This window comes from Paracraurococcus ruber (assembly GCF_004353985.1).
Taxonomy (GTDB): Bacteria; Pseudomonadota; Alphaproteobacteria; order Acetobacterales; family Acetobacteraceae; genus Paracraurococcus; species Paracraurococcus ruber.
The window spans coordinates 24,211-42,324 of the sequence record NZ_SMOA01000005.1 but is presented as its reverse complement, the minus strand read 5'-3'; the positions used below and the strand labels follow the sequence as shown (position 1 = coordinate 42,324).

The 18,114-nt window shown below is 69.6% G+C and carries 18 protein-coding genes and 1 pseudogene; 4 read left to right on the top strand and 15 right to left on the bottom strand.

The features are described from left to right. Window positions 1-111 precede the first annotated feature (111 nt). From E2C05_RS02580 to E2C05_RS02555, 6 genes are all read right to left on the bottom strand, one after another. A complete protein-coding gene (locus E2C05_RS02580; RefSeq protein WP_133218035.1) occupies window positions 112-660 on the bottom strand; it encodes an OsmC family protein in 549 nt (182 codons plus the stop codon). Beyond that, complete coding sequence (locus tag E2C05_RS02575; protein ID WP_133218034.1) at window positions 657-1,760, bottom strand: LLM class flavin-dependent oxidoreductase; 1,104 nt, start codon at window positions 1,758-1,760, stop codon at window positions 657-659. The genes E2C05_RS02580 and E2C05_RS02575 overlap by 4 nt, the downstream gene beginning before the upstream one ends. A gap of 18 nt (window positions 1,761-1,778) precedes the next feature. Continuing rightward, window positions 1,779-2,744 (bottom strand): Bug family tripartite tricarboxylate transporter substrate binding protein, encoded by a 966-nt coding sequence (locus E2C05_RS02570; protein ID WP_158291907.1) that lies wholly within the window; start codon window positions 2,742-2,744, stop codon window positions 1,779-1,781. Continuing rightward, a complete protein-coding gene (locus tag E2C05_RS02565) occupies window positions 2,741-3,892 on the bottom strand; it encodes an acyl-CoA dehydrogenase family protein (protein ID WP_133218032.1) in 1,152 nt (383 codons plus the stop codon). Before E2C05_RS02565 ends, E2C05_RS02570 begins: the two co-directional genes overlap by 4 nt. Beyond that, entirely contained in the window at window positions 3,889-4,110 is a 222-nt protein-coding gene (locus E2C05_RS02560; protein ID WP_133218031.1) for a hypothetical protein, read from the bottom strand. Before E2C05_RS02560 ends, E2C05_RS02565 begins: the two co-directional genes overlap by 4 nt. A 494-nt stretch (window positions 4,111-4,604) precedes the next feature. Beyond that, complete coding sequence (locus E2C05_RS02555; RefSeq protein ID WP_133218030.1) at window positions 4,605-5,195, bottom strand: helix-turn-helix domain-containing protein; 591 nt, start codon at window positions 5,193-5,195, stop codon at window positions 4,605-4,607. 109 nt (window positions 5,196-5,304) lie between these two features. On the opposite strand from E2C05_RS02555, the gene E2C05_RS02550 reads away from it, so the two are divergent. The 3 genes from E2C05_RS02550 to E2C05_RS32765 all read left to right on the top strand — a co-directional run bounded on the left by E2C05_RS02550 (window position 5,305) and on the right by E2C05_RS32765 (window position 8,235). Further along, complete coding sequence (locus tag E2C05_RS02550; protein WP_133218029.1) at window positions 5,305-6,129, top strand: hydroxypyruvate isomerase family protein; 825 nt, start codon at window positions 5,305-5,307, stop codon at window positions 6,127-6,129. A 3-nt stretch (window positions 6,130-6,132) separates the two neighbouring features. After that, window positions 6,133-7,794, top strand: a complete 1,662-nt coding sequence (locus E2C05_RS02545; protein ID WP_133218028.1) for a 2-dehydropantoate 2-reductase — start codon at window positions 6,133-6,135, stop codon at window positions 7,792-7,794. A 267-nt stretch (window positions 7,795-8,061) separates the two neighbouring features. After that, the gene (locus tag E2C05_RS32765; RefSeq protein ID WP_158291906.1) at window positions 8,062-8,235 is read left to right on the top strand and encodes a hypothetical protein; all 174 of its coding nucleotides are present in this window, start codon (window positions 8,062-8,064) and stop codon (window positions 8,233-8,235) included. A 101-nt stretch (window positions 8,236-8,336) separates the two neighbouring features. On the opposite strand, the gene E2C05_RS02540 is transcribed toward E2C05_RS32765, so the two are convergent. The 8 genes and pseudogenes from E2C05_RS02540 to E2C05_RS02505 all read right to left on the bottom strand — a co-directional run bounded on the left by E2C05_RS02540 (window position 8,337) and on the right by E2C05_RS02505 (window position 15,938). After that, window positions 8,337-9,458, bottom strand: coding sequence for a protein-glutamate methylesterase/protein-glutamine glutaminase (locus E2C05_RS02540; protein WP_133218027.1), 1,122 nt, complete (start codon window positions 9,456-9,458; stop codon window positions 8,337-8,339). Next, window positions 9,455-10,384, bottom strand: coding sequence for a CheR family methyltransferase (locus E2C05_RS02535; RefSeq protein WP_240046525.1), 930 nt, complete (start codon window positions 10,382-10,384; stop codon window positions 9,455-9,457). The genes E2C05_RS02540 and E2C05_RS02535 overlap by 4 nt, the downstream gene beginning before the upstream one ends. Before the next feature lie 4 nt (window positions 10,385-10,388). Beyond that, entirely contained in the window at window positions 10,389-10,871 is a 483-nt protein-coding gene (locus E2C05_RS02530; RefSeq protein WP_133218026.1) for a chemotaxis protein CheW, read from the bottom strand. A gap of 295 nt (window positions 10,872-11,166) precedes the next feature. Continuing rightward, window positions 11,167-12,714 (bottom strand): annotated as a pseudogene (locus E2C05_RS02525) (methyl-accepting chemotaxis protein); the annotation flags it as partial. A gap of 50 nt (window positions 12,715-12,764) precedes the next feature. Beyond that, window positions 12,765-13,187 carry a chemotaxis protein CheW gene (locus E2C05_RS02520; protein ID WP_240046524.1) on the bottom strand — a complete coding sequence of 141 codons (423 nt, stop codon included), beginning with the start codon at window positions 13,185-13,187 and terminating at the stop codon, window positions 12,765-12,767. A 29-nt stretch (window positions 13,188-13,216) separates the two neighbouring features. Then, the gene (locus E2C05_RS02515; RefSeq protein WP_200305159.1) at window positions 13,217-15,241 is read right to left on the bottom strand and encodes a chemotaxis protein CheA; all 2,025 of its coding nucleotides are present in this window, start codon (window positions 15,239-15,241) and stop codon (window positions 13,217-13,219) included. Continuing rightward, window positions 15,238-15,600 carry a response regulator gene (locus tag E2C05_RS02510; protein WP_133218023.1) on the bottom strand — a complete coding sequence of 121 codons (363 nt, stop codon included), beginning with the start codon at window positions 15,598-15,600 and terminating at the stop codon, window positions 15,238-15,240. Before E2C05_RS02510 ends, E2C05_RS02515 begins: the two co-directional genes overlap by 4 nt. Further along, a complete protein-coding gene (locus tag E2C05_RS02505) occupies window positions 15,597-15,938 on the bottom strand; it encodes an STAS domain-containing protein (RefSeq protein WP_205082696.1) in 342 nt (113 codons plus the stop codon). Before E2C05_RS02505 ends, E2C05_RS02510 begins: the two co-directional genes overlap by 4 nt. A gap of 162 nt (window positions 15,939-16,100) precedes the next feature. On the opposite strand from E2C05_RS02505, the gene E2C05_RS02500 reads away from it, so the two are divergent. After that, window positions 16,101-17,393: a methyl-accepting chemotaxis protein gene (locus E2C05_RS02500; RefSeq protein ID WP_205082694.1), complete on the top strand. Its 1,293-nt coding sequence runs from the start codon at window positions 16,101-16,103 to the stop codon at window positions 17,391-17,393. Between the two features lie 207 nt (window positions 17,394-17,600). Here the strand turns inward: E2C05_RS02500 and E2C05_RS32760 are convergent, their stop codons facing one another. Beyond that, window positions 17,601-18,101: a GGDEF domain-containing protein gene (locus tag E2C05_RS32760; RefSeq protein WP_158291903.1), complete on the bottom strand. Its 501-nt coding sequence runs from the start codon at window positions 18,099-18,101 to the stop codon at window positions 17,601-17,603. Window positions 18,102-18,114 lie beyond the last annotated feature (13 nt).

The following is an 18,114-nucleotide window of genomic DNA, read 5'->3' as shown; positions in this document are numbered from 1 at the left end:
GCGGGCAAGGAAGGGGTCGGGAGAAGCGTGCGGGGAGCCATGCCGCCGACTGGCACCGCCAGCGCAGCCAGGCCGGTGGCGCGCATCAGGGCGCGCCGGGAGGCGGTTGTGTCAGGCATTGCGCGGATCTCCGCCGGGCAGGACGCCCTCGACGCGGGCCGCGATGGCCTGCGGTCGGCGCAGGAGGTTGAGAATGGGGCTGGCCCGATCCACCGCGGCCTCCACGACGGTGATCTCGGCGCCGCTCGCGGCGGTGGTCAGGCGGACGGTGAAGCCGATGCCCTGCGGCTCCGGCCGGATGTCCTCATGCCCCGGCTCGCCGGCCCGGGCATCGATCCGGCCGGTGACCTCGACCTCCACCGATTGCAGCGGCAGGCCATGCACGGCCGCCTGGATCAGCCAGCTATGGGCAAGGCAGGAGCCGAGCGCGCCGAGTGCGATCTCGGGTGAGGAGGGGCCGAGGTCGTAGCCGACGAAATCCGGCGGGCTGTCGGTGATGACCTGATGGTCGCGCAGCCGGATGCGGCGAATGCCGCTGCGGCCTTCCACCGTCACCACGGCGCGGAGCGTGCCGGGCTCGTAGCCTGGGGCACGCGCCCTGGCCTTGATGGCCTGGTAGGCCGGGCGCTTGAGAGCGAGGTAGTCATCGAGCGTGTTCATTCCGCGGCCACCCGGACGGCGCCGTTGGCGGCGATGGCGGCGCGGGTGGCCGGCAGCAGGTGCCGGCCATACTCGACCGCATCCTCCAGCGGGTCGAAGCCGCGGATCAGGAAGGTGTCGACGCCCAGCGCGTGGTAGTGGGCCAGGCTCTCCGCCACCTGCTCGGCGGTGCCGACCAGCGCGGTGGTGTTGGCGCCGGCGCCGACGGCGGCCGCCACCTCGGTCCACAGGCGCGCGTCGCGCACGCGGCCGCCCGCCGCCGCCTCCAGCAGGCGCTTCGACCCGATGCTTTCCGGCTTGCGGCCGCCGCTGCCGACCGCCTCCGCCCGCAACGCGCGGATGCGGGCGATGATGCGGTCGGCGCGCGCCCAGGCTTCCTCCTCGGTCGCCGCCAGCACCGGGCGGAAGGACATGCTGAACCGGATGGCCTTCGGGTCGCGCCCGGCCCTCGCCACGCTGGCCCGCACCCGCGCGATGGTCTCCCGCGCCTGGTCCAGCGTCTCGCCCCAGAAGGCGTAGACATCGGCGACGCGGCCGGCGATGTCGAGCGCGACGTCGGAGGATCCGCCGAAGAAGACCGGGATGTGCGGTTGCTGCCGCGGCTTCACCTCGGCGAAGCCCTGCTCGAAGCGGTAGAAGCGGCCGTCATGGTCGAAGGGCCGGTCCTCGGTCCAGAGCCGCTTCAGCAGCGCGACATACTCCTCGCTGCGGGCATAGCGTTCCTCGTGGTCGAGGTAGTCGCCATCCTTGCGCTGCTCGGTGCTGCTGCCGCCGCTGATGATGTGCACGGCGGCGCGGCCGCCCGAAAGCTGGTCGAAGGTGGCGAATTGCCGGGCCGCCAGGGTCGGCGCCACGAAGCCAGGCCGGTGCGCCACCATGAAGCCGATGCGGCTGGTCGCTGCGGCGGCGTGCGACGCCACCAGCAATGCGTCCGGGGAGGTGCTGCCCCAGGCGACCAGGATGCGGTCGAAGCCGCCTTCCTCATGCGCGCGGGCGAAGCGCTGGACATAGTCCGGGTCCACCACGGGATCCTGCGGCGGGTGGATCTCGGACTGCGCGCGATGCGCGATCATGCCGATGAACTGCAGCGGATGGGGCATGGGCGTTCTCCTCGGATGTCAGGCGATGCGCAGGCGGTGCAGGGCGGCGCCGACCGCGGCGTGGTCGGCCGCGACGCGCCGGCCCAGCTCCTGCGGCGTGATGGCTTCGGGGCGCAGGCCGAAGCGGCGCAGCGCGGCGGCCACCTCCGGCTCTGCCAGGCTGTCGTTGAAATCACGGTTCAGCCGTTGGATCACCGCTGCCGGCGTGCCGGCTGGCGCGAAGAGGCCGAACCAGCCACTGCCCGGCCAGTCGCGGCCGATGCCGAGCTCGGCCAGGGTGGGCAGGTCGGGGAAGGCATCCCAGCGGTCCGGGCCCAGCGTCGCCAAGGCCCGCAGCCGGCCGTCCCGCACCAGCGGCGCGGCGATCGGGTCGATGATCAGGTGGCAGTCGCCGGCGGCGACGCTGTTGACCGCCGGGGCGCTGCCGGGGAAGGGGACATGCACGGCCTCGAACCCGCCTTCATCGGCCAGCAGCGCGCCGCGCAGATGCCCGGCCGAGCCGATGCCGGCGGAGCCGTAGTTCAGGACTCCCGGATTCCGTCGCGCGAAGGCGACAAGCTCCGCCATCGACCGTGCCGGCACGGCGGGATGCACGGCGATCAGGCTGTAGGCCTCACCAGCCGAGGCAATGGGCGCCAGGTCGCGCAGCGGGTCATAGCCGACATTCGACAAATGCGGCGCGATGGTAAGGTTGCCGGCCGAGGCGTTCAGCAGCGTGTGGCCGTCCGGCCTGGACTCCGCGACCAGCCGCGTGCCGACGGCGCCGCCGGCGCCGGCCTTGTTCTCCACCACCACGGCGACGCCGAGCCGCGGCGCCAGCGCCCGCGCCATGCTGCGGGAGACGTTGTCGTTGGTGGCGCCGGGCGGGAAGGGGCAGACATAGCGGATCGGCCGGTCCGGGAAGGCGTGGGCCCTGGCGGTTCCAGACCGGGCGAGAAGCGGCGCGGCGAGGCTGGCGCCGAGCAGTCCACGGCGCCCGATCATGCGGCACCCACGGCCAGTGCAGCGCGGCCGGCCGCAGCCTGCGCCGCATCGGCGGCCGGCGCATGCATGCGTGCGCATTGCACGTCGCGCCAGTGCCGTTCCAGCGGGTTGGCGCGGTCAAGCGCATGGTTGCCGGCGAGCAGCGTGCAGCACTCCACCGCACGCACGGCATTCTCCGCCAGGATTACCTTCAGGACGCCGGCTTCGGCGGCAGATGGCGGCTGGCCGGCATCGGTGGCCAGGGCCAGCGCCTCGGCCATGCGCGTATTGGCGGCGATCAGCCCCTCGACCTGCCCCACCGCCTCCTGCACCCGCGGCAGGATGGCGAGCGGCGCGCCCAGGCTGCCCGGCGCGCGACGGCGCAGGAACTCCAGCGTCCAGTCCCGTGCCGCGCGGGCGACACCGGTATAGACCGCGGTGACCAGCACCGCGTTCCAGGCCATCTGCACCGCATCCGGCCCGCTGGTCGGCCCTGGCAGGGCAAGGCCGATCGCGTGGTCCGCCGGGATCGGCACGGCGTGGAACAGCACGTCATGGCTGCCGGAGGCGCGCAGGCCGAGATGGTCCCAGGTCTCGCGGATCTCGATGCCCGGAGCATCGGCCGGCACCAGGAAGCTGCCGATGCGCGGCTCCGCCTCGTCGGTGCGACCATGCACCTCCAGCCAGCGCAGCGCCGGCACGCCGGTGCTGTAGCGCTTGTGGCCGGACAAAACCCAGCCATCAGCGGTGCGGCGCGCCACCGTTGCTGGCAGGCCGCCGCGGGTGGGGGAGCCGAGTTCTGGCTCCACCCGCAGCGCATTGATCAGCGCACCCTCGGCCACCGCCTCGCGCTGCACCCTCTGCCGCAGGGCCGTTGGCCAGGCCGGGCTACGGGCGAGCGCTGCATGCTTGATGTACTGCATGACGAGAATGAGGGCGCTGGCCGGGCAGGCGCTGCCGAGCAGCGCGATGGCATCGGCCGCCTGCCGCAGCCCGGCGCCGCCGCCGCCCAGCGCGGCGGGCACGGTCAGCCCGGGCAGACCGGCGTCGCGGAGCAGCGCCAGGCTGTCATATGGGACGCTGGCGGCGCGGTCGTGCCGCGCCGCGGCCGCGGCGATGTCCGGCAGCAGGGCGACGAGCCGGGCGAGTGGGGCGGTCGCGGCCTTCATCGCGCCGTGCCCCCGGCGGGCCGGCCGGTGCTGCGGGCGAGAACGAGGCCGGCGACGCGCTGCGCTTCGGCCGGACTTGGGAAGGTGGCGCCGTCGAGGTCCTCGAGCAGCGGGTCGGTGGCGACGAAGCGCCAGGCCAGGCCGCCGTGGTCGGCGACATGGGTGACGGCGACGCCGAGGAAGCGGCCCTGGACGTCGATGGGGCGAGAGGTGTGCATGCGTGGGGCTCCGGGCGCGCGCGTGGCGGCGCCGGTCTCGGACGGGCTGCGGTGAAGGGGCTTGGCGAGCGCGGCGCGCTCGAGGCGCTCAGCGCCGACAGCGCATTCCCGGACAGGGATCCGGGGCGGTCCCCTGCGCCTGAAGGCGGCGCTTCAGTGCCTGATGACGCGGTGCGAGCCGCATGGATCAATTCCCGCTATCCCATCGCGATATGCGTCGGGAGCGCTCGGATTTAACGACCATGAAGAGTGTTGAGTCAACCCATACAAACGGTCAGACAAAGTGCAATTGAGTCGCGAAGAAGACGGACCGGGCGGCTCCGCATCATGCTGGTCGCGGTCCAAGGCACGCCGAGCAGTTGTTCCTGGGCGTGTGGAGCACGCTGCAGGCGAGAGGCCGGCATGACCCTCAAGGGGGCCGACCCGTGCGGCCGCTCCGTTGCCGTCATGCCCGGCACGGGCATCGCCTTGTCGCCTGAGACGCTGCAGCGGTGCTACCGCGCGCCGCTGCTGTCCACCGCGACGAGAAACTCAACGGGCTCCGCCGTCCGATTGTGGAACTCGTGTTGACGGTCGCCCTCGTAGAAGAGGGTTGCGCCGGCCGGCACCGTGAATGCGGTGCCGTCCACGATCACCTCCAGCGTGCCCCGGGAGACGTGCAGGTATTCCTCGACGCCGCGGTGATGCGGCGGGAAGACGGCCTGGCCGCCAGGCGCCAGCCGGTTCAACGCAAGGTCCAAGAAGCGGTCCGGGAACACCGGCGAGATGGACCGGCGCTCGAACCCATTCGCGGCATCGGCATAGACGGGCTGCTCCGCCGGGTGCAGCAGCACAGGCCCGCGCGCCTGCGCCGCACCCAGCAGCCGCGATAGTCCCACCTCCAGCCCATGAGCCAGGCGCCCCAGGACGGTCGCCGTCGGCACCGCGGCGCCGCGCTCGATCTTCGAGATCATCGCCCGGCTCACTCCGCTCGCGGCAGCAAGCCCTTCCAGCGTCAGTTCGCGATCGCGCCGCAGCGCGCGCAGGTTGGCCGCCAGCGTCGCGCCCTGTCCGGGCGTCGGCGGCCGTTCCGGGACATTCACCATGATCGGCTCGGCATGCGCCTGATGATGCCCGGTTCGCTGGGGAGTAGGAAATGTGTTGCCAAACCGAATTCTATCATAGTAGATCTACTATAGTGGATTTGGAGGCCGCATGCCGCGCTTCGCTGCCAACCTGCACTACCTCTTCAACGAACATCCCTTCGAGGCGCGTTTCGCGGCCGCGGCCGGATCCGGTTTCCGCGCGGTCGAGGCGCAGGTGCCCTTTGCCTGGCCCGCCGCGCGCCTCGCCTCCCTGCTGCGAGAGAACGGCCTGGCCATGGCGCTGATCGACACGCCGCCCGGTGACTGGGATGCGGGGGAGCGTGGCCTCGCCGCCATCCCGGGTCGCGAAGCGGAGTTCCGCAAGGGCGTCGCGCTGGCGCTCGACTACGCAATGGCCCTCGGATGTGAATGCGTGCACGTCATTGCTGGCACCGTCCCTCCTAGTGCGGACCGTAACGCCATGCAGGCCACCTGGCTGCGGAACCTGGAATACGCGGCGGAGGTCTTTGCGCCGCACGGCGTGGCAGCGGTCATCGAACCGATCAACCCCCTGCATGGCGTGGTCGCGGACGGGGAACGGTACACGACGCTCGGGATGCGGAATTTCTACCTGACCAGCACCGCGCAGGCGCAGGAGGCGATCGCCACGATCGGCCACCCGAACCTGCACCTCCACCTGGATCTGTATCACCTGCAACTGACCGAAGGCCGCGTGGCCGACACGCTGCGCGCCGTTATCGGCAACGCCAGGCACCTGCAGATCGCCGGCGTGCCTGGCCGCAATGAGCCGGATGGTGAGGGCGAGCTGAACTATCCCTGGCTGTTCGATCTCATCGATGCGCTCGGCTACGCCGGCTGGGTTGGCTGCGAGTACCGGCCCCGCGCCGGCACGCGCGAGGGCCTCGGATGGGCCCGCCGCTGGGGGATCGGCTGAGCCATGCGCTTGCTGATCCTGGGGGCCGGCGCAATCGGCGGCAGCTTCGGTGCCTGGCTCGCGGAGGCAGGGGTGGACGTCACCTTTCTCGTCCGACCCGCCCGCGCGGCGACGCTGGCGCGGGACGGCCTGGTGCTGCGGAGCCCGCTCGGCAACCTCATCAGGAAGGTAGCGGTGACATTCGAAGCTAGACCCGGCTTCGACGCGGTGATGCTGACCTGCAAGGCCTACGACCTGTCATCCGCCATCGAGACCATCAACCCAGCCATACGGCCCGGCACCGTTCTGCTGCCGCTGCTGAACGGGCTACGGCACCTGGACGTGCTGGATATGCGCTTCGGCCGCGACGCGGTGCTGGGCGGGCTCTGCCATATCGGGGCGACACTGACGCCGGACGGGACGGTCCTGCATCTCAACCGACTGCGTCATCTCGCTCTCGGTGCGCGCACTTCCGCCCAGCTGCCCACGGCCCGGGCACTGCACGAGACGCTCGCCCGCGGCGGCTTCGCGCCGGTCCTGCAGGACGATATCCTGCAGGCGATGTGGGACAAGTTCGTCCTGCTTGCCGCCTATGCCGGCATGACCTGCCTGATGCGCGCTTCGGTCGGCGCGATCGTGGCAACGCCGGAGGGCGCGGCCCTGATGCGCGAAGCCTTGGCCGAATGTGCCGGCGTGGCAGGGGCCGCCGGCCATCCCCCCGCCGCGGCCTTCCTGGCCGAGACGGAGGCGATGCTGACTGAGCCAGGCTCACCCGGTACCGCTTCCATGCTACGCGACCTCCACGCGGGCGCGCGGACGGAGCACGAACACATCCTCGGTGACATGCTGGCCCGCGAAAATGCAGCAGGGGTGCCGACGCCGCTCCTGCGCGTTGCGCTCGCCCATCTCCAGGCGAACGAGTTGGATCGGTGGGGCGCGGCCCCGCCTGGACAACTACGCCCGCCGCATAGCGGCGCCTTACCATCTGCCGCACATCAGTCCATGGAGATTGGATCCGTGCATATCGGCCTCATCGGCGGAATAGGACTAGGCGCCACGCAGTTCTACCATCGTCGCCTGGTCGCCGGCTTTGCCGCGCGACACACCCCTCTCCATTTGACGATCGCGCATGCCGATGTCGGACAGGAGACCGCCAATCTCCTCCGCGACGACCGCGCCGCTCAGGCGGCGATCTTCGCGGGGCATGCACGGCAACTAGCCGGTGCCGGGGCTGAATGCGTGGTCATCCCCTCGGTCGCCGGGCATTTCTGCATCAAGGAGTTTGAGCCGCTCTCGCCGCTGCCTCCCGTGAACCTCCTCGATGCAGTTGCGGCTCGTGTTGCCACGCAGGGATACCGCCGTATCGGCGTGATCGGCACGCGCACCGTCATGGCGTCCCGCTTCTACGGACGCCTGCCCGCAGTCGAGATCGTTCCCCCGCCCGGCGCCGGGCTCGACCTCGTCCACGACGCCTATATCGACATCGCACTGACCGGCGAGGCCGGTCCGGAGCAACGCGCGCTGTTCGATGAGGTAGGCCAGCGCCTGGTTGCCGACCATGGCTGCGAGGCCGTCATGCTCGGCGGCACTGATCTCTCCCTTGTCTACAGGTCACGCCCACCGCCCTTCCCCTACATCCACTGCGCGGAGATCCATGTGGAAGCGATTGTCCAGTACGCGGCCTGACGGGGCCGGGCCGCGTCGCCAGGCGCCCGTGCCACCAAGACGGCCCAGACTTGCCGGTTGCTGCGCGCACCAATTCGCCGACGGACAGGACGAGATTGGCGTCGAGGCTGGCGTGGGGCGGGCCCGGTGTCCCGGCCTCTTCGTTCTCAATCCCGGTTATGCGGCTGGCGGCGACGGGTGGGTTCGACAGACTCACGATCGGTGACGGTCGTGCGGAGGTCGCTGCAGTGCTTGCGGCAGCCTATCTGCGCAGGCGCGGTACCGCGCATGCGCCTGAGGTCCGACTGGCGGCAGCGAGCGCTCGCGGTGCCCAGCGTCGTGCCGGGCTTCCCGATCCTGACCTCGCCGAGGCTCACGCAAGGGCCGGCCGCTAACGGCATCGTTGTCGCTACCTTGCTGCCCGCAGCAACAACGATGATGGCCATGCTGCGCGACGGATGATCGATTGGCGGGCGTGAGCAACTCCGTGGTGAGGCATGCAGGTTCAATCGCCTGTCGCGGCTTGGCGCGACTGCGCCGGACTACAGCCTGACATGCCCAACTTACGTCCGGGAGGCCGGGCCGCCCCGCTCCGCGTAACCATGGCGGCTGCCGAGAGCCACGATCTCAGCCGGGATGAGTGACAGCGGCAGAACTCGCTCTGCCGCGCCCAGCTCTATCGCCTCCCGCGGCATGCCGAATACCACGCAGCTTTGCTCATCCTGCGCGATGGTCATCGCGCCCGCTCGCCGCATCTCCAGCAGGCCCTTGGCGCCATCATCACCCATGCCCGTCATGATGATGCCGGCGGCATTCGGACCGGCATGCTGCGCCGCCGAGCGGAACAGCACATCCACCGATGGCCGGTGGCGTGAAACCAGCGGGCCATCCTTGATCCGCACCGCGTAGCGCGCCCCGCTCCGCTGCAGCAGCAGATGCTTGTTGCCGGGTGCAATCAGGGCCCGCCCTGGCAGCACGGCATCGCCGTCCTCCGCTTCCCGCACCTCGATATGGCACAGCGTGTCGAGTCGCCGGGCGAAGGCGGACGTGAAGCGCTCAGGCATATGCTGGACGATGACAACGCCGGGGCACTCCACCGGCAGCCGCGTCAGCACTGCGGCCAGCGCCTCGGTACCACCGGTCGAGGCACCGATGCAGACCACCCGCTCGGTCGTGCGAAGCACCCGGGTGCCAGACGGCGGCGGCAGTATCACATCGGCGCTCAGCTTCTCCGCGACCGGCTGCCTGGGCATACGGTCCTGACGGGCCTTCACCCGAACCTTCGCGGCGGCTCGGATCACGTCGCAGATGCGGACCTCGGATTCCAGCAAAGCCTGTGCGGTGTCGACGCGTGGCTTCGGGATGACCTCCACCGCCCCTGCCTCCAGCGCCTGAAGCAAGGTGTCCGATCCGGCTTCTGTCAGAGTAGAGCAGATCACCACGGGTATCGGCCGCTGCGCCATGATCCGACGAAGAAAGGTGATCCCGTCCATCCGCGGCATCTCGATATCGAGAATGACGACATCCGGCAGCTCCTGCTGCATTCGCTGCACGGCGACGAAGGGGTCCGGAGCGGTTGCCATCACCTCAAGATCCGACGCGTGGCTGATGACGCGCGTCAGAGCCTGGCGCACCGACGCGCTGTCATCGACGATCAGAACGCGGATCGGCCGTGCGGTGGTCATGCCGCCTCATCCTCGCTACGGCGCCATACGGTGGAGGCAACCGGCAGCAGCCCGACTGCGCCGCTGGCGGCCGCCGTCTCCGAATGGCCCAGAATCAGGTAGCCGCCGGGACGCAGATGCCCTGCCAGGCGCGATACGATCGCCACCTGTGTTGGACGGTCGAAATAGATCAGGACGTTTCGGCAAAAGATGATGTCCACGTCGCGGTCGCAGGGATACCGCGCATTCATCAGGTTCAGCTGCGCGAAGCGGACATGCCGCCGCAGCTCTGGCACGATGCGGAGCAATGGCTGCGTCGGGTCGCGTGACCGGAGCGTGTAGCGCAGCCGCAATTCCCCCGGTACGGGATCCAGCATGGCGGCCGGATAGATCGCCCGCTCTGCATGCTCCAGCACATGGGTGGCAATATCGGTGCCCAGGACAGCAAAGCGGAAGGGTGGGCGCGTCGCCCGCGTCATGTCGTCCAGGACCATGGCGATCGTATAGGCTTCCGCGCCGATCGAGCAGGCGGCGCTCCAGACCTTCAGCCGGGGCCCGCCTTGCGGATGGCCATGCCCCGCCAGCAGGTTAGGAACCAGCGTTGACCTCAGGAGCTCGAAATGCTCCGCCTCCCGGAAGAAGTCCGTCTTGTTGGTCGTGATCAGATTGACCAGTTCCTGGTACTCCGCCTCAAGCAACCCTTCGTCGAACAGCGCAGCGCAATAGGGGTCGACCCCCTGGTAGCCAAGAGACTGGGCGCGCTTGCGCAGCCGGCCCTCGACCATGACCCGCTTCGCCGGCGGAAGTTGGATGCCGACAGCCTGCTGCACCAACTGTGCAACCTGCCGGAACCGGTGATCACTCATCCCCTCAGCGCCATCGGTCGTGGCGGACGTGTCGACCGCCCATGATGATGCGGCATGGCGTCGGACGAACCGTCCCTGCACCGCGTCAGGCCGCCAAGGTCAGGCCATCGGCAGCCGATAGCACGGCCGAATCGGCCAGTATCAGCCGCGCGACATCGAGCAGGATCACGAAGCTGCCGCGGCGGCGGCCAATTCCGGTGATGCAGTCAGACCGCCAGCGCCGCCCGATCTCCGGCCTGGCATCGACCGGGGCATCGTCGAGACCCGTAACCTCGAAGACCTGGTCGACGATCAGGCCAAGACGTAGGCGCTGGGTCGGCAGGGCGACTTCCAGCACCAGGATGCGGGTACCTGGACCGGGATCGATCGGTGAGAGACCAAGCAGCGCGCGCAGGTCCATCACCGGTACGCTCCCCCCGCGCACATCGATGAGTCCGACAAGGCTGGCCGGCGCGTGCGGCAGCCGCGACACCGGGCGCAGATCGAGGATCTCCTGCACCTCGGCGATGGGAATGGCGAAGACCTCCTCGCCAATCCCGAGTGTGATGAACTGCGTCTGGCCGGACATGGCAGCGTCCCCGTCAGTGTCGCTGGAACTCGGCATCCAGGGCGTCGCCAGCCGGCGAGAGATCGAAGTTGAAGCCGCCATGGCCATTCGCCTTGCCATTCGCTGTCGGGCTGGGCTTGCGGGGCGGCTGTGGCGGCCGCGGGGCCGTCGTCCGGATTGCGGCAGGTGTCGGGCGCGGACGGGCGGTGGTGAACGGCCGCGATGCCGGCGCGGCGGCGGCCGGGCCCGGCTGCTCCGCCAGCCGGAAATAGGAGATGGTGCTCTGCAGGAGTTCGGCCTGGGCCGACAGCTCTTCCGAAGTTGCCGAGACCTCCTCCGACGCCGCGGCATTCTGCTGCGTCACCTTGTCGAGCTCCTGGATCGCCTGGTTGATCTGGCTGGCGCCGATATCCTGCTCGCGGCAGGCGGCGGTGATCTCCTCGACCAGCTCTGCGGTACGCTTGATGTCCGGGACCAGTCGCTGCAGCATCTCGCCTGCGTCGCGCGCGGTACGCAGCGTATTGGCCGATAGCGTGCTGATTTCCCCCGCGGCCGCCTGACTCCGTTCGGCCAGTTTGCGCACTTCGCTGGCCACCACTGCGAAGCCCTTGCCATGCTCGCCGGCGCGCGCGGCCTCAACCGCGGCGTTGAGGGCCAGGAGATCGGTTTGCCGAGCGATTTCCTGCACGATGTTGATTTTCTCGGCGATGGTCTGCATCGCTGCGACGGCTTCCCCGACCGCCTGCCCAGAGGCCTGCGCATCCGCGGAGGATTGCCGGGCGATCTTCTCGGTCTGACCGGCATTCTCCGCGTTCTGGCGGATGTTCGCCGCCATCTGTTCCATGGAGGAGGAGGCTTCCTCGGTGGAACTGGCCTGCTCGCTCGCGCCCTGGGCGAGCTGCTCGGAGCTGGAGGAGAGCTGCTGGCTACCGGAGGCGACGTTGTTCGCGGCCGCCATCGCTTCCGTGACCACGGCCTGAAGGCGTTCGAGCATCTTCTCCAGCGCGATCCCCATCGCGTCCTTGTCTGAGAGGCGCTTGGCCTGGACCGACAGATCGCCGGCGGCGATCCGCTCGGCAATGTCCGCGGTCTTGCGCAGGTTCTCGGTCATCCGGCCCATGGCGTCCACGAGGTCACGCACCTCGTCCCGCGTGCTGACCGTCACCGTCTGGGTCAGGTCGCCCTCTGCCACGGCCTGGGCCAGCGCGGCCGCCCTCGACAACCCACGGCTGATGGACAGCGCGATCCAGAGTGCGGCGCCGATGGCCAGCAGCAGGGCGCCAGCGGTGAGGCCAAGCAGGAGGCTGCGGGTGTCCGCATAGGTCGCCGCTGCGGCTGCCCGTGCTTCCTTCATCGCCGCCTGGTTCAGCGACACGATCTCCGCCAGCCGCTCCATCACCTCGGCAACCCGCTGCCGTGCCGGCCCCATGGAGAGCGTGACCGCCTGGATCTGGTCACCGGCACGCAAGGCCTCCCGGATGCGCTCCTGCACCTGGACGTATTGCTGGAATGCGGCCTTCGCAGCCTGCCATCGCGGCCGGCCCTGTTCCGACGCCCTTGCGATGCCGGTGTCCATCGCGGCCAGGAGCGCATCTCGCCGCTGCAGCATCTCCTGCTCGAAACGCTCGACGGAACTCCTGTCGCCTTGAGAAAGGATCGTGTTCTTCTCGGCGCGTACCAGGAGCACCATGTCCGTGGTGGCGATCAGCGACCGCTCGACCCGCGGCACCGGACTGTCGAGGATGTATTCCAGCTTGCCGTCGAGGTTGGCGAGGCTTGAGATGCCAAGTGCGGCCATGCCGGCCAGCAGCAGGATGATGGCGCCGAAGGCGGCGAAGAGCTTCGTCTTGATGGTGATCCGCACGGTCGTGGTCCCTGGGTGGATCGATGGGGATGGGATGGGCGCTGTCGGCTTCAGGTGAGGATGCGTTCGAGGTCGGGCAGGACGACTAGCCGCCCGGACCGCATGCCGACGCTTCGGATGAATTCCGGCTGCCAGCGAAGGCCGAGGCGGGGCGCTTCCTCGAGCATCCCGAGGTCAAGCTGCACCACCTCGTTCACCCGGTCGGCGAGGATGCCGACAGCGGTCGGTTCGCCCTCAAGCGCGATGTCGAGCACGATGATGCGCGTATCCGCAGTCGGCGCGGCTGGCGGCATGGCCAGGCGGAGGCGCATGTCCACCAGCGGCACGATGCGGCCGCGCACATTGATGACGCCCCCGACGAAGGGGCGTGCACCGGGCACCTCCGTCACCGGCACAAGATCGAGGATCTCGCGCACCGCCGTGGCCTCGATCGCAAAGACCTCGGTGCCGATCTCAAGGGTGAGCACGTCCACCGCTTGGTCTGGCGTGGCTGCCGGGGCCATCATGCCGCCTCCCGCAGCTTTGCCCGTCCTCGTTCCTCCTCCGCCTGGCCGATCTCCAGCAGCTGGGCCACGTCCAGGATCAGGGCGACCGTGCCGTCGCCAAGGATGGTCGCGCCTGAGAAGGTCTTCACGTCGGCATGCAACCGCGACAGCGACTTGATGACCGTCTGATGGCTGCCGAGGATCTGGTCGACGACCAGGCCGACACGATGCTCGCCCGCGGCGATGATCACCACCTTCTGGTAGGGGTCCGGCGCCGTCCCCGTGCGCAGCAGCTCCCGCAGCCGCAGGAAGGGGACCAGCGCGCCGCGGATGGAGAGCAGGCTGAAGCCACCACGCGAAGCCTCATCCGGCGGTAGCTCGACACATTCCTCGACCGCCGACAGCGGGATGGCATAGATGCCGCGGCCGACCCGCACCAGCAGCCCTTCGATGATCGCCAGGGTCAGCGGCAGGCGGAGCGTGACCTCCGTGCCGTGACCGGGGCGCGAGGTCACCTCGATGCTGCCTCGCAGGGCTTCGATCGTGCGCTTGACCACGTCCATGCCGACGCCACGGCCGGAGATCGCGGAGATCTCGCGCGCGGTGGAGAAGCCAGGATGGAAGATAAGCTGGTGGATCTCCGGTTCGGTCAGCCGGGCATCGGCGGCGATCAGGCCATTCTCGACCGCCTTTGCGCGGATCCGTTCGGCGTCCAGCCCGCGCCCATCATCGGCCACGGTCACGAGAACTTCGGCCCCGGCATGGCGGGCAACCAGGCGGATGCCACCGGCACGGGGCTTTCCCGCGGCCTCGCGTGCGTCCGGTGCCTCCAGCCCATGATCCACGGCGTTGCGGATCAGGTGGACCAGCGGATCGGCCATGCGCTCGATCATGGTCTTGTCGAGCTCGGTCTCCTCGCCGCTGGTCACCAGCTCCACCGGCTTGCCGAGGTCGCGCGAGAGATCGTGCAGCAGACGGCGGAAGCGGGTGAACAGCGATCCGATGGGCACCATGCGGATGCCCATGGTCGTATCGCGCAGTTCCGACACCAGGCGGCCGATCTCCTCTGCCACGGCCGTCAGGCCCGGGTCGGCGCCCGCGCCGGCCAGCTGGTGCAGCCTGGCCTGGCAGATGACCAGCTCGCCGACCCGGTCCATCAAGGCATCCAGCCGTTCGGCCTGGACGCGCAGGCTGCCGCCGACACGGCCGATGTCCGGATCCGACCGCCCGGGCCGAAGCGGCGGCACGACGGAGGGAGGCTCGGCCTCGGCCAGATCGGGGGTGGCGGCGATGGCCGCAGCGGGTCCGGGCTCCGCCTGGGCGGCAGTGTCGTCGGACGGCGGCTCGATCCGGACGGCCGCGTCGTCGAGGATGAAGAGGAACACTTCCTCGATCGCCGAGCGCGGTGCGGCCGTCTCCAGCATCACCTCCCAGCCGAGGTAGCAGCTCTCCGGATCGATGGCGTCGAGCGGGGGTACTCGGTCCAGAAGGGCCGTGACCCTGGCGCGGCCCAGGCCGCGCAACTCCTCCAGCATCAGCAGGGGATTGGTGCCGTTGACCAGCGCGTCCGGTCCCGGCCGGAAGCATATCCGCCAGGTGCGGGGGCTCGCAGAAGCGCTCTCCGGTGCAGTCGGCGGCAAGGCCGGCGCCGGTGCGGCGGCGTCATCCGACACCGCCGCATGCAGCGCCGACAGGATGGTGTCGCCGACGGCCGGGTCGGTCGCGTCCGGCGCCTCGATCAGACCACGGATATGGTCCCGCGCGCGCAGCGCGGCGGCGACCAATGCCCGGCTGCAGGGCGCGAGCCCGGCGCGCACCCGGTCGAAGGCCGTCTCGAATTCATGGGTGAAGGCCGCGACGGAATCGAAGCCGAACATGGCCCCCGAGCCCTTGATGGTGTGCAGGGCGCGGAAGGCAGTGTCCACCAGATCCCGGTCATCGGGCCGATGGTCGAGGTCGAGCAGGCTCTGCTCGAGCATGTCGAGCAGTTCGGCGGCTTCCTGGCGATAGGTCTCGGCCGGGTCCGGCAGGCTGCCGCTCACCGCAGGACCTTCCCGACGACGGCAAGGAACTGGTCGTTCTGGAAGGGCTTGACGATCCAGCCGGTGGCGCCCGCTTCCTTCGCCTGCTGCTTCTTCACAGCATCGGATTCCGTCGACAGGAACAAGATCGGGATGCCCTTCCCCGTCGGCAGCTTCCGCGCCTCCCGGATGAAGGTCAGCCCGTCCATGACCGGCATGTTCAGGTCGGTGACGACCAAGTTCACGCCGCCGGCCTGGAGTTGCTTCAGGCCCTCGGCGCCATTCGCCGCTTCGACCACCCGGTAGCCGGCGTTGGTAAGGAGGTTGGCGACGACCTGACGGATGCTGGCGCTGTCATCGACGGTCAGAACCGTTCTCATGACGGCGCTCCTGCCGGCTCGGCCCAGCCGGTGAGGCCAGCCTCGGTCAGCGCCTGCCGCAGCGCATCGGGTACCGCCTCGGCCAAGCGCAGTATTCCGCCGCGCGCCATGACAAGCAGCCGGGTGGATTCGAGCAGTTGCAGGAAGCTGGCGTCGAACCCGCTTGCTTCCCGGCAGTCGATCATGACATCGCCATCGGCAGGGATCGCCGCCAGCAGCGTCGCGCGGGTCTGCGCGGCGGTGGCGATGGTCAATGTCCCCGCCAATGGGATCACAGCGGTGGCTGTCCCTTGCACGGTCACGGCGCCCCCTTCGCTGCCTGAATGCGGTTGCGTCATGGGGCGCATTGATGGGCGGGGACCGTTTCAGGCGGCTTAAAGACGTCCAAAAATGTGTTCAGAGCCCCGTATTGTGAGGCAGTGTTCCCTTAACCTGCCTATGGCACTCCGTGTCACGGCCCTGCCCCGGGCCCGTGCTTGGCGCATCCGCCGGTTGTCGGCGTGCCGACGCCTAGTGACCCAGACCCGGGTGCGGAAGGCTGCATCGGCTGCGGGGTCCCATCCTTGAGCATTGCTATTCGTCCAGCGCTTTCGCCGCCGGTCCGGCTGCCCGGCGCCATGCTTCATCTGCTCGTCGGCGTCGCGCTCGGCTTGGTCGTCGCGCATCTGTTGCGCGCCATGGGCCTGGCGGATCCCGGTCCGACGATTGCTGCCATGGCCTGTCTCGCCTGCACCCTCCATGTCCGGTTCACCGTGCCAAACGTCCCGCAGGCGACACGCCCGGCGGTCGGCATGGCCACGCCGGCGATGGCACCGGCCGATCCAGTGACAGTCTCGACCTCAACCGATGTCGCGGCGGCGCTGGATCGCTACGGCGAGGTGACCGGCATCCTGCAGCGGCAGGTCCAGGGCGCGGTGGATGAGTCGGAGACGGCGGCGCTCGACAGCATCCGGCGCCTTGGCTTGCTGGAGGAGGATGTGAGGGACCTGCTCGCCCGCCTGACGGAGGCGGAACAGCGGTCGCTGCAGCTGACAGCCGATGGCGCGGACAAAGCGACCACCATGCGCAGCGCGGTGCACGCGCTGCGCGACCGGATCCAGAGCCGTGCGGCCGAGGCCAAGGCCGACCGCGACATCTATGCCAGCATCACGGAGGAGACACAGCGCTTCGCCTCGGCCATCGCCGCCATCGCTCAGATCGCAGCTCAGACCCGGTTGCTGTCGCTCAACGCGACGATCGAGGCGGCACGGGCCGGCGAGGCCGGTCGCGGCTTCTCGGTCGTCGCCAACGAGGTCCGCGGCCTTGCCGACGAGGCTGCCCGCGTTTCCGCCGAGGTGAATGGCGGCATCCAACGCCTCCGCGACATCATGCGCCGGCGCATGTCCGATGCCCAGGACACCACCGCTGAGGATGCTTTGCTGGAGACCACCGAAGCCCAGGCGCTTGCCGCGGAGCAGGGGTTCTCGCGTCTGGCGGCCGAGGCCTCGGGCACACTCGGGATCGCCCGGGATGCCGGCCAGGCGATCGCCAGGCGGGCATTGGAGGCGATGAGCGCCGCCCAGTCGCAGGACATCGCGCGCCAGCGCCTCGACCAGGTGCGCGATGGATTGGGGAGCATCGGCCGACATGCCGGCGGGCTGGCAGCGGCGCTGCATGGGACCGGCGTGCTGGAGTCGGTGGAGGATGTCCTGCTGCGGCCGATGGAGCAGGCCTATGTCATGCAGGCGCAGCGCATGGCCCATGCCGGCGGCATGGCCGGAACGCCAGCGGAAGGCTCGATCGAGCTTTTCTGAGGCTGACTCCGAACCTTGTCGGGCCGCACGCTTCGCCGGTAGCCGGCTGTGACTTGGTGCCGCCGGGGCTCGATTGCGTGCGGGTCGTCATCCGGTGCGCCATGGCGATCGCCCGGAACAGTCCATCCCGCCGCAGGGACGCCCTTTGGCCGCGGCGGTCCGGGCGTGATGGGCGTGACCGCTTTCGCACCGGATGACGGCGCTGGATCAGGATCCCATCATGATCGTACCACCCCCGGCCGCCTGCGCATCGGCAAGGGCCGTCGTGGCGCAGGCGATCAGGTCCCGGGCCGAGCTGCCGGGACCGCGGCCGAATGCCAGGCCGATGCTGCAGCCGAGGCTGACCGGACCGGTGGTGCTCGGCAGCGGCGCGCCGGCGACCAGCCGTTGGAGCCGCTGCGCCGCTTTCTGGGCCCCGCTGCTGAACACTTCCGGCAGGCAGATGACGAAGCCGCGTGGCAGGCGGCCGACCAGATCATGTGCTCGCACCCCGGCCCGCAGCCGGTCGGCCACACCCAGCAGAATGCCGTCCTGGTCGGTCGCCGCGATCGCGTCCAAACCATCGAGCCCCAATACGATGACGGCCACCAAGGGACCTTCGAAGTCCGAGACGTCGAGCGCCGCCTCGACGAAATGCAGCATAGCCTCGGCCGTCGCGGTGCCGGTCACGGGGTCGCGCCGATCCGCCCGCTGCTGATCCATAATCATGGCAAAGACCTGG